We start from the raw sequence: 13,165 nt of genomic DNA, 5'->3' as shown, positions 1-13,165 counted from the left end.
TATCAGGTATAACTTATTCCAATTTTTGTTCTAACCATGCTTTTAAAACCACAGCTTGATTGTGTTGCTCGTTTTTGGCACCATAAATTAAAATTACATCTTCACTTTGTAAACAGAGACTAATAAAATCAAGCACCGCTGCACTTAATGGATTGGCGGCAATTTCAGCAAGATAGCGTTGCTTGAATTCAGGATAGCGCTCTTCTTGATGATTAAACCATTTCCTTAACTCAGAACTTGGCGCTAATTCTTTAAGCCACCATTGATAAGGTAAATCAGCTTTAGCGAGCCCCCGAGGCCACAAGCGATCCACTAAAATTTTATAACCAGATGCCCGTTTAACTGCTGCTTGATCATAAGTGCGAATTAATTTAATTTGTGGCATAACAACTTGAACCTCCTTTTAAAAATCACATTTTATAACGTGGATAATGGCTGATTAGTATCGGCAAACCGTTCTGAATCTAATGGTTGACGGTGTGACATTAATTCGGTAACGTCAGCACGCTCGTCATTACCATTAGCAAACAAAATAGCCAATGGTACTTGATTTTCATCAACATAAGCAATTGTAAACTTACCAGAATCAAGATTACCGCGGATAAAAGTTTGATCCCACTTAGTCGTATGACCTAAATATTCAAAGGTTTGATCATACTGATCTGTCCAAAAATATGGTAAGACATCATAAGGCTGACTTTGTGGCTGGATCAGATTAGCGGCAACATTTTTACCGTGACTTTGCGCATTTTCCCAATGTTCCACATGAATCTCTTCACCCTGGAACGGCCAAATAGTAGCATCGCCAACAGCGTAAACATCTTTCAGTGCTGTTTCGCCATATTCATTAACGGCAATATTCTGCCCTAATTCCAAATGATCTGCTTTAATTGACGTGTTAGGAACTGCACCAACACCAACAACAACCATTTGTGCAGGAATTGTTGCACCCGTATCAGTTACCACCCCAGTGACTTGATGCTGTTGGTCATGCGTAAACGATTCAACACCACTACCTAAAACAAATTTGACGCCCTGTTCTTGATGTATCTTAACGAAATATTCTGAAGCCTGTGGACCAACTACACGTCCCAATGGATGTTGACCATGTTCAACAACTGTGACATTAAGGCCTAACTTTCTAAAGGAGCTAGCCAATTCTAAACTAATAAACCCAGCGCCAATTAAGACCACATCTTTAACTTGCTCGCTCCACTGCTTAATCTTGATCGCATCGTGATAACTTCTTAAGTAAAAAATTCCTTCAGCGTCATCATTAGGCAAGTGCAAATGACGTGACTCTGCACCCATAGCTAGAACAAGTTGACCATAAGTAATTTCTTGATGATCTGCTGTGACAACTTTCTTCTTCTCATCATGAACCGCCACAACTTCGGTATTTAATTGTAACTTAATCTCATTTTCAGCAAAGAACGATTCCGGTTTAAAAATAGGTGCATCTAACTTCTTGCCTGTCAGCCAATTTTTAGATAATTTATAACGATTATAAGGCAGTGCGTCTTCGCGATCAATTAAACAAATACTACCTGAAAAACCTTTAGTCCGTAATGCCTTCACCAAATAAAATCCGGCCGTTGAACCACCGACAACTACAATATCAAACTTCATAGAGATCCTCCTAATCTGAATTCGAATTATAACTTAAGTCTAATGCAAAAAGAATAACCACGCAAAATATCGGCTTGTTAGTCTAGCCGATTGACCAAATAAAAACACCATCCAAAAAGGACGAGAGCGTCAAGAAGTTTGTGTAAATAACAAGAAGACTTCTTCGTATCATTTTGTCTAGCTTAAAACATTGATTCTAAAGTATCTTGGCACTGCTTAAAGCCATTATGAGCTCTGCCGAAGTATTTCTCGTTGTACTCTAAGATAATTGTCGCAAGGAAACGGTCAAGTGCTGATTCATTTGGAAATTGTTCTTTGACTTTTGTCTTGCGCTTCAGCTTTTTATTGAATGATTCAATAATGTTCGTTGAGTAAATTGTTCTGCGAATACTCGGAGGAAATTCTAAGAAGGTTAGTAAATTAGACGTACTGGCTAAATTTCTAACCATTCGAGGATACTTTGACTCCCAATGATCGATAAAACGATTTAAAATTAGCTGGGCTTCATCACGTGTTTTTGCTCTGTGGAGTTCTTTGAACTCATTAACGACCTCTGCACGGTCGTTTACGCGAACTTTCTGCATGATATTCCGTGACATATGGATCAGACAGCGTTGAAATTTAGCTTGAGGATAATTGTGGTTAAGCGCTGAATCTAAGCCAACTAAGCCATCTGCGATGACTAACTGGACGTGTTTAATACCACGACTGACTAAACCAGTTAGTAATTCGGACCAAACTTCTGAATTTTCCGTTGGTGCAATACAGTAATCTAAAATTTCTTTATGACCATCTGCTTTAATACCTAAAGCGACATAAACCGACTCTTTTTGAACCGTATCACGACGTAAGGGCACATAAGTTGCATCAAGGAAAAGACAGACGTAGTCTGTCGAACTAAACCGCCGCTGATGATAAGCAGTCACTTGATCCTCAACAATGGCTGTAATGTTGGAAATCGTAGTGGGTGAATAATGAGTTCCATACATCTTTTCGATTAAGTCAGCTATTTCTCGAGTTGTAATTCCTTTTTCGTATAACTGTATAATCGTCGTTTCCAGTGCATCTACTCTTCGAGAATAAGGTGGGATTAAGTTAGCCTTAAACTCGCCCTTGCGATCACGTGGGACACAGATACTCAGCTTTCCATACTCTGAATCAATTTGACGAAAATATTGGCCATTTCGAGAGTTACCAGAGTTGAAACCTTGACGATCATAAGGATCGTAGCCTAGAACAGAAGTTAACTCGGCTTGAAGTAACGTATTTAATGTATCCTGCAGTTGTTTTCTAAAAACTTCTTTTAAATCACCATGAGATAGTAGTACATTTGCCAATTCTTTGTTAAACTGATTCATAGGGGAAGACCTCCGTTGATTTGGTTTAGACGCTTATAATCATACGGGGAAGGTCTTCCTTTTTTCAATACTCATTTACACAAAATATTTTACACTCTCTTGTAGACAGAAAGTATATGAAAAACTTTTTTAATCTCAAATCTATATGGTTATCAAATATTGATACTTTTACAAAAAATAGTGAAGAAGCTGCTGATAACTTAATTGATGATAAATTTGAGGGAAAACTTGAAAAGCTAGCGTTAGACATGCCAGCTTTTATAACTAGTTTTACAGAACTAGATATAAACTCCTTTGACAAAAACGGTTTTGTAAAGGAAGAAATATCATGCTCATTAATAAAATGCGAAGAAAAATTAGGCAAGAATCGTGACTTTATTTTTATTCCTTATCAAAATATGATTCACTTATTGAATGTAATTAAGGAGTGCCAAGCAGGTAAGCGAGAAGGTATCCTAAAAGAAACAACAATATTTGCTCGAAAAGTTTGGTATATCACGGATTACGTAAATAGAATGGACAAACTTGAAAAAGACTATTTTGAAGGTAAAAAGTCTGTGGAGCAAGTTGGCCGAGGCATGCTAGGAACGAAGTCAATGAAGTACTCAATACAAAACGAATTCAGATTGGGCATTGTGTTTCCATACAAAAAATCAAATTATGGTAATGAAGCTGGTACAAACTTAGGCATACAACCTTCTTTTTGCTTTGCGACACAATACTTCAAAAAAGAGGAACTAAGGTCATTGAGTATAGAAAAGCTGAATTAATAGTACTAAACCGAAAATAGCCACTAGGGTATACCTTATTGGCTTTACTTGGCTGTATGAACTGATGCCACCTGCAATAGTTCAGTAGGATTGTCCAAATTAGGCGATATTTATCAAACAGTATGCAAGCTAATTTCGTGTTTGAAGATGGTAAAGGTTTGATATACATGCTGCTGTCACCACACAGAGGGCACCAGCCCCGAATAGCCAGATTCAGTTCCAGGTCTGCCGGATCCAAGACGACGAGCAGGGTTGTTGCAATAATTACCACGAAAGAAGGTTGCCAAGTTTTTGACAAGCATCAACGTGCAATAAGGACGGTAAGCTAACCGTAACGCCAAAAGCTGATAAAACCGCGGAGTATGCTGGTAACCCAGCAAAACCAACGACTCCAGCACCTAAGTCAACGGTTACTAAAGTAGTTAAGATGGCCCAAACTGGTCATCACCAAGCTTGGTTTGATCGATTGGTGGCTTGGTTCAAATAATTGCTAGTTTGAGGGCTCAGCACGTATACTAATGGTGTTAAGAAATGACTACTGGCCAATAATGGGAGGAATCAACATGGCTGATAATGTGTTAATGGCCTATCATATTGTGCATGATCCTGATGAGCGGGCAAAACATGTTTTGAATATGAAAAAGTTGTATAAGTGGCGGATTACCGAAAAGACGAAGGGCACCCCGGTAGTTGGTAATGTGGCGTTAGTCCAAACCCAGTTTGCGAAGCGCACCCCAGTTATGATTTATGCGACGAAGGAAGTTGCCAATGATTTGAGTGACTTACAATCAGTTAAAGTCTTTACGAACAATCGTGATCAAGAGACGGTTAATCAAACCTTTGATGAACTGCTTAAATAGATTAGTGGTCTATAACAATGTGGAATCATTAACATTGTTATGGACCATTTTTGCTAACAAGAAGTGCTAATGTAAAACATACTTGAAATAGCCATGGTGGCAGTTGTGAATACATATTTTGCGCCCAGTATATAAGTTTAACTTAGCTATTATTCCACTAGATTTAGAATGCTAATACTTGCTGATGGATATAAGAATTTAAATGAATTGATAGAATGATGGTAGTAGTCGCCAAAACTATTGACTGGTTAACAGTTGATTTATATGTGCCAGTTATGCTGATGGCCTATTCTCTAATGAATAGTAGGCTCTATACATGTAATAAGAGTGAAGGTCGAATAGGCTTGAGCAACTTAAAAAATAGTTTTTGTTCAAACTTCCTTCGGATTGATTTTACAATCTACCTTGCGGCACTGAGTTTAGCAATCTAATATCATTTGAATCACAATACGGTATTTAGACCTATTACTGCCATGCTTACACGCCGGCTGAACGCGGCAGTAATGAACGATTTAATCAGAACTTACGTTATTTTTACCCTAAATAGAATTGTTTTGAACACATTGGTACTCAAGATTTAACAACTACGTTACTACAAATTAATCAGAGACCGCTTAAAGTACCCAACTGACAAACACTTTACCAAGTTATGTTGACCAATTTGCCAAAAAAATCAGATTAAATTTGTAATTTACCATCATACATTGGATATTTAAGCCAAATAGCTAGTAACTGTTGCTTGACTAATTGACTCCGACGAGAAGTTTTGCTGGGTTACCAATGACAATAACCATCATACGTTGAACTGGAAAACTTTAGCGTTTTTAAAATATGAGGAATGCGGTGCTGGGCTTGTAAACTAGCCTAAATCATTTCTAAGATGACCGTTCGCTCTCTCACCATTCTTTTTTTGTCAATAGCATGCCGCTCGTTTTAAAATATCGAGTTCCTCCCTAAGTCGTCGATTCTCCTCGATTAGGGCTCACTCATGATCCGAAGGGACCTTGGAATTATTGGGATCAGCCTGATTCATCCATTTAGTAACGGTGGAGACACTAACGTTGTATTCCTTAGCTAAGAAATCAGCTGAGCGGTTGTTTTTGTGTAGTAACATGATAGATGACTTAAACTCAGGCGAGTATCGATTCGAATATTTAATGGTCATAATAAAAGACTCCTTTGAAATAATTATAGTGAACAAGTTGTCCGTAATTACATCATAGGAGCCAACAACGGTTACATCCATTCTATGTCAGTAACAGTTAATTTTTATGTAAGCGCCGTCATGCTAATCCTTATACCCCGTGCTCAGGCACAGGCGTTGTATTTAATCCCCCTGTTTAGAGTATCGGGGGTAAGCAGGCATTTATCTTGTTAATGATGCAACTAAGTTTGGACAAGGATGATAAGCCATTTTTGATCGATCAGCCTGAAGATGAGCTTGATAATAAGGCTATCTATGATGAACTCGTTTCTTATTTAAGGCAACAGAAACAACACCGACAGCTATTTGTCGTTACTCACAATGCAAACGTTTTGGTTGGCGGAGACAGTGAATGTGTGACTTTAGCTTCAGAAGAGATGGATTCCAAAACAAGTAAAGGACGAAAATTTAAATATAGACAAGGCCCTATCGAAAATCCAGCTATGCAAACCGAAATTTGCGAAGTCTTAGAGGGTGGAAAACGTGCATTTCAGAAACGTGAAGAAAGATATGCATTCAGTAGAGGTGTTTGATAGAACAATGTGCGATGTTACTGATCCAATTAATGCTCTAAAACACTGGCTTTACGGGTTCAGCAATGATTAACGGGTAAACAGTTAATACACGAATATTCTGATAACGTCATTCCACTATAGATGTTGTTAAAGCAGAAGGATATGATGGCATTCACGAAAGTCGAATATAATAATTAAAGCCTTTCATTCAGGTCACAACTTAACAGTTGTGGCCTCTTTTTTGATACTGTATAATTAAAGGGTTAGAACCGTGTCATTACTTAATGACATAAGTAAGGAGATAAAAAGATGAAATATGGCTATGCGCGGGTCAGTACCACTGATCAAAAATTAGCAAATCAAATTGAGTTACTAAAATTGGCAGGAGCAGGAAAAATCTTTCAGGAAAAGTTTACCGGCACAACTACTGAACGACCGGAGTTTCAAAAACTGTTGCGCACTCTAAAAACAGGTGATACTTTGATTGTCACTAAGCTGGATCGGTTTGCGCGGAACACGCGCGAGGCATTAGCCATTATCCAAGAGTTGTTTAAAGAAAATGTCAAAGTCAACATTTTGAATATGGGCTTAATTGACAATACGCCGACTGGCCAATTAGTCTTTACAATATTTAGCGCCTTTGCGCAGTTTGAACGCGATATGATTGTCACGCGCACACAAGAAGGTAAATTGTATGCCAAGCAACATGATCCGTTGTTTCGGGAAGGGCGACCGAAAACGTATTCTGATGAACAAATCAGATTTGCTTATGAGCTGCGAAAACAAGGCATGACCTACAAGATGATTGAACGAAAAACGGGGATTAGTAAACGCACGCAGCAGCGACGGTTTAAGTTAATTGAGAAACCAAGTGATACTTCTAAAATCTAAGACAGGTGAAAGATCATGAAAAAGGATATTTTAAATTATTTACAATTTTGAGGACTTGGTAATCCGAACCTCAAATTACATCAGCTGGTTTAATTCCGACAGAATTAGAACGAGTGTTTAGAAAAAGATGTGCCATTTATTGACATAGGAGCATTTATTTTTATTCTAAGTTCTTTTTCCTCGCTTATATCTATAAAATCTATGTGGCTTTGGTCATAGGAAATCAGTTGGTTGAATTCTGTATCAGAGTCGTTTGGGGTAAATAAATATAATTCTGTAGCGGCTCCTTTTCCTTTATTAGTAACCTTGTAATGCATATAGATTGTTTGATCAGCGTTCTCCCCCTCGCTGGCATTCAGTTCTAAATCGTAATGTTTATAACTTGTAAAATTAGCACTCCCTATAAATTTGATATGCATATATGGCATTACAGATATCGCATTATCATTCACTCTAATCAAATCGGCTTCCTTTTTTTGTTTAGCGACTTGATTTTGTGTATACAAAATTGTGATAATAACACCTAAAAAACCTAAAAGAGATCCATAAACTGTGCCGAAGTAATTAAGACTAGATTCCCAACTTAAAACTGTATCTAAAGGAACATCATAAAATATTGGATGTAAGCTGATTCCTGAGACAACTTTTAAGAGAGGGTATAATGAATAAATCATCTCTCAAAAGGAAGGAATTTTTACATAGGTAGATTGTAAAATTTAAGTTGAACATATTAGTGGACAGAAAAACCCATAAAGGTCTTTAATGGTGTCACCACAACATTCCACTAGAAAGAAGGACCTTTATGGGCACCACTATTTTATCATTTGAAGACCGCGTTGTCATCGAAACACTTCATCATGAAAAACACTCACTTCAATATATTGCCGATTATTTAGGCTTTAGTAAAACCACTATCTTTAATGAGGTTCATCACTTAGCTGGTGAGTATAACGCAGTTAGGGCTCAAACTGACCATGAAGTTAAACTTAGTCATCGTGGTCGTAAAACCATCTTAACGACTAACCTAAAGCGATTGATTGAAGAAAAAATCAAGATCCAAAAATGGTCAATTGAACAAGTGGCTCATGTAGTTAGAATTGCCTACAAAACCATCTAAAGAACCCCGTGGTAGTTTTAGTCATGGACGTTCCATCGAAGATCGTCCAGCTGAAATTTCTGATCGTAATACTTCAGGTCACTTCGAAGCTGATACAGTTTTATCTGGAAAACGTAAAGGTCAAGCAGTAGCTACGTTTGTCGAGCGTAAGAGTCGGCTTACCATCGTTAAACGGCTTAATGGACGAGATAGTACTTCAATGACCAAGGCTATTTTAGAATTGGCTAACCAGTTAGGAGATAATCTCAAGACCCTTACTGTTGACGATGGGAAAGAATTCGCCAACTACAATTTGATTGAAGAACAGGCCGGTGTTCCGCTGTACTTTGCGCACGCTTATTCGCCACATGAACGAGGCAGTAATGAAAATCGCAACCGAGTACTACGCCGCTTCATTCCCAAAGGTCAACCGATTGATGAGATTACCGATGATGAATTGATTCAAATTAACTGGTATTTGAATTCCCGACCACTCAAATGTTTAAATTGGCGAACACCGATTGAGATCTTTTTGCGTAATCTGCGTTACTAAATTTGTTCAAGTTATTTCTTGCAATCTGCCTTATAATAAAGAGTGATTATTTTTTGCTTTTCATTTTTACATCGCGTGATTCCAAAGTGGAAACTTGCAAATCAAATTCTTTTTGTTCGTTAATAGATAACTGCTCGTAGAAAGAATGTATGGCCGTTTCGACAGACAAACGTTGATTTTCTGCATATCCAATCATTGACATTGCTTGAAGTTTATTTCTAGTATGGTTGCTAATTTTAAGATTGGTGTTGAACGTTACGGAACTAATTTCTTTATTAGTTGGTTTATCTTTTGCGGGATTCACGAAATCTGATGCTTTAGCTTGCTTTTCAGGCTTGGGAATACTACTTTCTGTATTATTTCTATTGGATCGAATTAATGAATTAGCCATGCTCAATCACCTCAATTCTTGATAGCAATTCATCAGTTACGTTTTTGTATACATCAAAAACCCTCTTGTCGAATTTGGAACCGAATGTAATTCCAGTAATTCCATACCGTTTGAGTCTTTGCATTGAATGAATTTTATTTTTAAATATGTTATCTTCACCAAATTCTGAAATAGCATTAGAAACTGTAGCTTCATCAACAGGTGCGCCTGCTTGGAGTAATACGGCTAATATGCCCACCAACTCCAGCCTAGGTGCTTTGTATTCATTAACTATTTCATCTTGAATATATTTAATAAACGCTTCTGCACCCTCAAAACTATGTTCATGAGTTTGCATAATAATTAAGCAATAATCAGATGCATACAGTGCACTATCAGTAATGAGACTTATTGTAGGTGGAATATCAATGATAATATAATCATATTTTTCCTTTAAAGGATTAAGCAATGTGTTAAAGGCTGTAACCCTATCTAAATATTCATGGTGTTTTTCCATATATCGCGGATATAATGCAAAATCAGGTGCAGACGCCAGCAAATCTAGATGCTCTTTAATATTAATTAATGAATTTGATAAGTCACCGTCTTCTATGCTGGCCATCAATGTTTTTTTAAAATGCCCTACTTCATTGCTGATATTTAGCTTAGTTTTTAGGTATAAGTTTGTGGCATTTCCTTGAGGGTCAAGGTCTACTAATAACGTTTGATAGCCGCGATTGCTTAATTCAAGGGCTACCATAGTCGAATTACTAGTTTTACCTACTCCACCTTTGAAATTGCCAAAGGTTATTATTTGGGTCATATGTTATGCACCTCCGTTTTTTTAATAGTAGCACTATGTAGTTCCTACTGTCAATAAGTCTAGTGCAATAGTTCTGTAGTGCAATAGTGCTAGCACTATCTAGTTCTAGTACTACGGAACTAAGTAGTTCAATAGTGCAATAGTTCTGTAGTTCTAGCAATTAGATAGTAAATTGGTTGGAAAAGCTGATATATCAACGCACTACAGAACTAGATAGTGCAGTAGTGCAATAGTGCTGTAGCCGTTGCACTATTGCACTACGAAACTATTGCACTATCTAGTTCTAGCACTACAGGACTATAGCACTACGTAGTGCTATTTAAAAAAATGTTGACATTATAGCAATAAAACAATTATAATTACATTAAACAAAAAAGCACCTCACAAATTGTGAGATGCAATCAAAATTTAATATAAAAAAAGCCACCCCCGATTGCAGTCGGGCGTAACTAAACAGTTTAATCAAATTAACTGTATTGTAGCATGTGTGGCGAATTTTGACAATGTAGAAGCCAACCTGCATGGATAAAGTCCAAACTAAATAGACACGTTTGCCAGTGCGACCGCAATAACAACTGGCTATATCACATAAGCAACGGCCTCGTATTGTGGGTGATGAATGGTGGTGACCACCAATAAGGGTCAGGGCGGTTTACTGGTGCTTACGAGCACGGTAACTAATCACAACGCTATTAGGGCAGTAATTAATAGGGTGGTTAGTTTGTCGAAAGACAACAGCTACGAGGTTAACTAAATACGTGAGACGGCCGATCGGTCAAGTAAATAGTTGAGTTGTACTCTAGTGCGACGCTTATTTTTTTATTTAAAATTTGCTCGTGACTAGGGTACAACTTTGCCATTCACCGCTCAACCAACCTCTCAATCAAGCAGGGGTGACCCACTAAGTCAACTAATTTGAGGAAAAATACATATGAAATTTCACTAACTTTTCTAAAAGAAGAATCCTATTAAATCAAGGTTTCGTATTGTTACTTGACCTATACCAATTTCATTTCACAAAGTTGTAAAATAAAGAGCCCACAACCACACGGATTGAGCGCTTTACTTTGTTTAATTTTGCATTATGTTAAGCAGCAAGTGGTATAGCTGCTTAACATAATGTCGCTTATCTAAACTAAAAAGCGCCAAACCTGAAATAAATAGGGTTTGGCGCTTTTTCTGTGATCACGTCTTGTGAATCTGGCTCAAATTAATTGGTCTACCTCTCACAATCCCAGCAACAAGGCTTTTGTCATTTGTGAAATTTTAGTCCGTGAGCGGTTTATGAGACGGCTGTTTGTGCTTTTTGCGGAGGCGTAAACGGACCACCAACTTGTGTTGGGCGACTTCTTCGTCAGACAAGGTTAACTTCTCATCAATCGAGAAAGAGGTCGTTTTATAATTTTTGGCCAGGACAACCGCATAAACAGCCTGGTCAACCTGGTCACTTTGTTCTGGTGTTAGGGCAAACGTATAGGATTTCTCGCCATACAAGATTGTTTTATCGGGCGCCACGCGCGTAAAGCGTCCTTTGATCGCATTATAGGTCATATATGCCTCCTTAATCACAAACCGCGTGATAGAACCTTTAAAATGATTTATCTAATAAAAAATGCCATTTAATGGCCAATTTTTATTATCAAAATTTCATTATTACATCAATTTATACACGAATATTATTTCGCTGTAACCCTACGCCCCGTAAGCATGAGGGTTGTTTGCCTGTTGGCTTTTTTGTAAATTTAACCCCCCTATTAGTGATTTGGGGGTTAAAGAAATTTTTTGAAGCGTCTTTAATTGTGAAAAATGACAGGTTAGCCAGGTTATTGTTGGCGTCACTGGATTTTAAAATGGGCCACCAGGCTTGCCCAGCGCACTGGCGCAAGCCTTTGAAACAGCAGAGCTGTTTCATGGCAATTATTGTTTATAATTATACACTGTCTTGCCCTGAAAGGAAACTTGCTTCAAAAAAAGACAAACAAAAAGAGCTGGTGTTCCTACGCACTAGCCCTTTTTACTAGAGAGGTTAGTCTCCATGTACTTTCTTCTATTAGCATTATAACATTATATTATTGGTATTTCAAAACATGATATACTTAAAAAGCTGTTGTTTCCTACTATAACTGCAACGGCAAGGAGGTTTAGACTCCATGATTTACTTTTTTCAAGAACTCACACAATTGTTCAACGCAATCTGTGTTGCTGTTGTGACGTTCGCAATTAAACGTTATTTTGATGATCTTAATGATCGTTAAAATAATGTGGGCACCTTAAGGGTGCCTTTTTGTTTGCTTTTATTGTATAACACCTATTAATTGCGATAGTCCACTACAATTTTTTTGTTATTATACACTTACGTTTACAGATTATTTTAATGTGGTTAAGCTGACACCAGCTTGCCCTGCGCGGGTAGCGTTCTGCATGACATGCTCCCGCTGAAGGTGATCATGCAATGATAGATTGCCCCGTCATGGCGTGACCCGCCGGAGGTTTTACAAGCCGGATAATAGGCGCTGTAAAATAGCAGTTTCCCCAGCAGGAAGGGGAAACGCTACGGTCAGCGCTTGTCGATGACTCGCCTCGCAGAGCCTGTCCAAAATAGCATTTTGGTATAACAGGCTATACCAGATTTTTAACGGTGTTATACTGGTCTTGGAAAATCTTTTTCGAGGAGGCATTTTTGATGGCACATTTAAAGAAAAATACGCGTGGCGCAGTCCCTGGTTTAGCGGTCCATTTTGAACGTAAAACTGTCCATCACACTAACAAAGAAATTGATGTGTCGAAAACCTATCTGAATCAGGAGCTCATGGCTGATGGTTCTGATATGCTTTCACGCTTCAATGCGCGTTTAAATGACGTTTATTGCATGAAAAGAGACGATGTAAAGGCGTTAGCGACTTGGATTGTCACTTTACCTGAAGAACTCGCAGAAGCGTCCTACGAGCAACAGAGCGCCTTTTTTGAAGCAACCACAGCATTTCTAAATGACCGTTATGGTCAAGAAAATGCCGTGGCCGCTGTCGTGCATTATGACGAGACAACCCCTCACTTGCACTATGCCTTTGTCCCAGTGGTTTTTGATGATAAAAAGTC

Annotated in this window: 12 protein-coding genes and 3 pseudogenes; 8 read left to right on the top strand and 7 right to left on the bottom strand. The window is 38.0% G+C overall.

Going from position 1 to position 13,165, the window contains the following annotated elements; genetic code table 11:
• Window positions 1-13 precede the first annotated feature (13 nt).
• The 3 genes from AC1RPR_RS07435 to AC1RPR_RS07425 all read right to left on the bottom strand — a co-directional run bounded on the left by AC1RPR_RS07435 (window position 14) and on the right by AC1RPR_RS07425 (window position 2,987).
• The gene (locus tag AC1RPR_RS07435; RefSeq protein WP_019039877.1) at window positions 14-385 is read right to left on the bottom strand and encodes a DUF488 domain-containing protein; all 372 of its coding nucleotides are present in this window, start codon (window positions 383-385) and stop codon (window positions 14-16) included.
• A gap of 32 nt (window positions 386-417) precedes the next feature.
• Window positions 418-1,629, bottom strand: a complete 1,212-nt coding sequence (locus AC1RPR_RS07430) for an NAD(P)/FAD-dependent oxidoreductase (RefSeq protein WP_481762422.1) — start codon at window positions 1,627-1,629, stop codon at window positions 418-420.
• Between the two features lie 182 nt (window positions 1,630-1,811).
• Window positions 1,812-2,987, bottom strand: a complete 1,176-nt coding sequence (locus tag AC1RPR_RS07425) for an IS256 family transposase (protein ID WP_010492178.1) — start codon at window positions 2,985-2,987, stop codon at window positions 1,812-1,814.
• A 116-nt stretch (window positions 2,988-3,103) separates the two neighbouring features.
• Between AC1RPR_RS07425 and AC1RPR_RS07420 the strand changes: the two genes are divergently transcribed.
• The 5 genes and pseudogenes from AC1RPR_RS07420 (at window position 3,104) to AC1RPR_RS07400 (ending at window position 7,227) form a co-directional block, all read left to right on the top strand.
• The gene (locus AC1RPR_RS07420; RefSeq protein WP_481762423.1) at window positions 3,104-3,757 is read left to right on the top strand and encodes a hypothetical protein; all 654 of its coding nucleotides are present in this window, start codon (window positions 3,104-3,106) and stop codon (window positions 3,755-3,757) included.
• A 563-nt stretch (window positions 3,758-4,320) separates the two neighbouring features.
• On the top strand, window positions 4,321-4,617 hold the full coding sequence (locus AC1RPR_RS07415) for a DUF5839 family protein (RefSeq protein WP_019040614.1): 297 nt from the start codon (window positions 4,321-4,323) through the stop codon (window positions 4,615-4,617).
• 409 nt (window positions 4,618-5,026) lie between these two features.
• Window positions 5,027-5,248 (top strand): annotated as a pseudogene (locus tag AC1RPR_RS07410) (IS30 family transposase); the annotation flags it as partial.
• A gap of 722 nt (window positions 5,249-5,970) precedes the next feature.
• Window positions 5,971-6,354 (top strand): annotated as a pseudogene (locus AC1RPR_RS07405) (TrlF family ATPase); the annotation flags it as partial.
• Window positions 6,355-6,645: 291 nt separating this feature from the next.
• The gene (locus tag AC1RPR_RS07400; protein WP_014216283.1) at window positions 6,646-7,227 is read left to right on the top strand and encodes a recombinase family protein; all 582 of its coding nucleotides are present in this window, start codon (window positions 6,646-6,648) and stop codon (window positions 7,225-7,227) included.
• A 104-nt stretch (window positions 7,228-7,331) separates the two neighbouring features.
• Here the strand turns inward: AC1RPR_RS07400 and AC1RPR_RS07395 are convergent, their stop codons facing one another.
• Window positions 7,332-7,901, bottom strand: a complete 570-nt coding sequence (locus AC1RPR_RS07395) for a hypothetical protein (RefSeq protein WP_481762424.1) — start codon at window positions 7,899-7,901, stop codon at window positions 7,332-7,334.
• A gap of 128 nt (window positions 7,902-8,029) precedes the next feature.
• Between AC1RPR_RS07395 and AC1RPR_RS07390 the strand changes: the two are divergent.
• Window positions 8,030-8,876 (top strand): annotated as a pseudogene (locus tag AC1RPR_RS07390) (IS30 family transposase).
• 46 nt (window positions 8,877-8,922) lie between these two features.
• On the opposite strand, the gene AC1RPR_RS07385 reads toward AC1RPR_RS07390, so the two are convergent.
• From AC1RPR_RS07385 to AC1RPR_RS07375, 3 genes are all read right to left on the bottom strand, one after another.
• The gene (locus AC1RPR_RS07385) at window positions 8,923-9,267 is read right to left on the bottom strand and encodes a DUF5388 domain-containing protein (protein WP_284065014.1); all 345 of its coding nucleotides are present in this window, start codon (window positions 9,265-9,267) and stop codon (window positions 8,923-8,925) included.
• Window positions 9,260-10,069, bottom strand: coding sequence for a ParA family protein (locus tag AC1RPR_RS07380; protein ID WP_284065013.1), 810 nt, complete (start codon window positions 10,067-10,069; stop codon window positions 9,260-9,262). The genes AC1RPR_RS07385 and AC1RPR_RS07380 overlap by 8 nt, the downstream gene beginning before the upstream one ends.
• Before the next feature lie 1,266 nt (window positions 10,070-11,335).
• Complete coding sequence (locus AC1RPR_RS07375; RefSeq protein WP_481762425.1) at window positions 11,336-11,620, bottom strand: hypothetical protein; 285 nt, start codon at window positions 11,618-11,620, stop codon at window positions 11,336-11,338.
• Window positions 11,621-11,691: 71 nt separating this feature from the next.
• On the opposite strand from AC1RPR_RS07375, the gene AC1RPR_RS07370 reads away from it, so the two are divergent.
• Both AC1RPR_RS07370 and mobV read left to right on the top strand, forming a co-directional pair.
• The gene (locus AC1RPR_RS07370; RefSeq protein WP_405255021.1) at window positions 11,692-12,090 is read left to right on the top strand and encodes a hypothetical protein; all 399 of its coding nucleotides are present in this window, start codon (window positions 11,692-11,694) and stop codon (window positions 12,088-12,090) included.
• 662 nt (window positions 12,091-12,752) lie between these two features.
• A partial coding sequence (gene mobV, locus AC1RPR_RS07365) for a MobV family relaxase (RefSeq protein WP_481763397.1) occupies window positions 12,753-13,165 on the top strand: 413 nt, incomplete at its 3' end.

Source organism: Dellaglioa sp. CoH-57-MRSF-22, from assembly GCF_056781895.1.
This window is presented reverse-complemented; position numbering and strand designations above follow the sequence as displayed.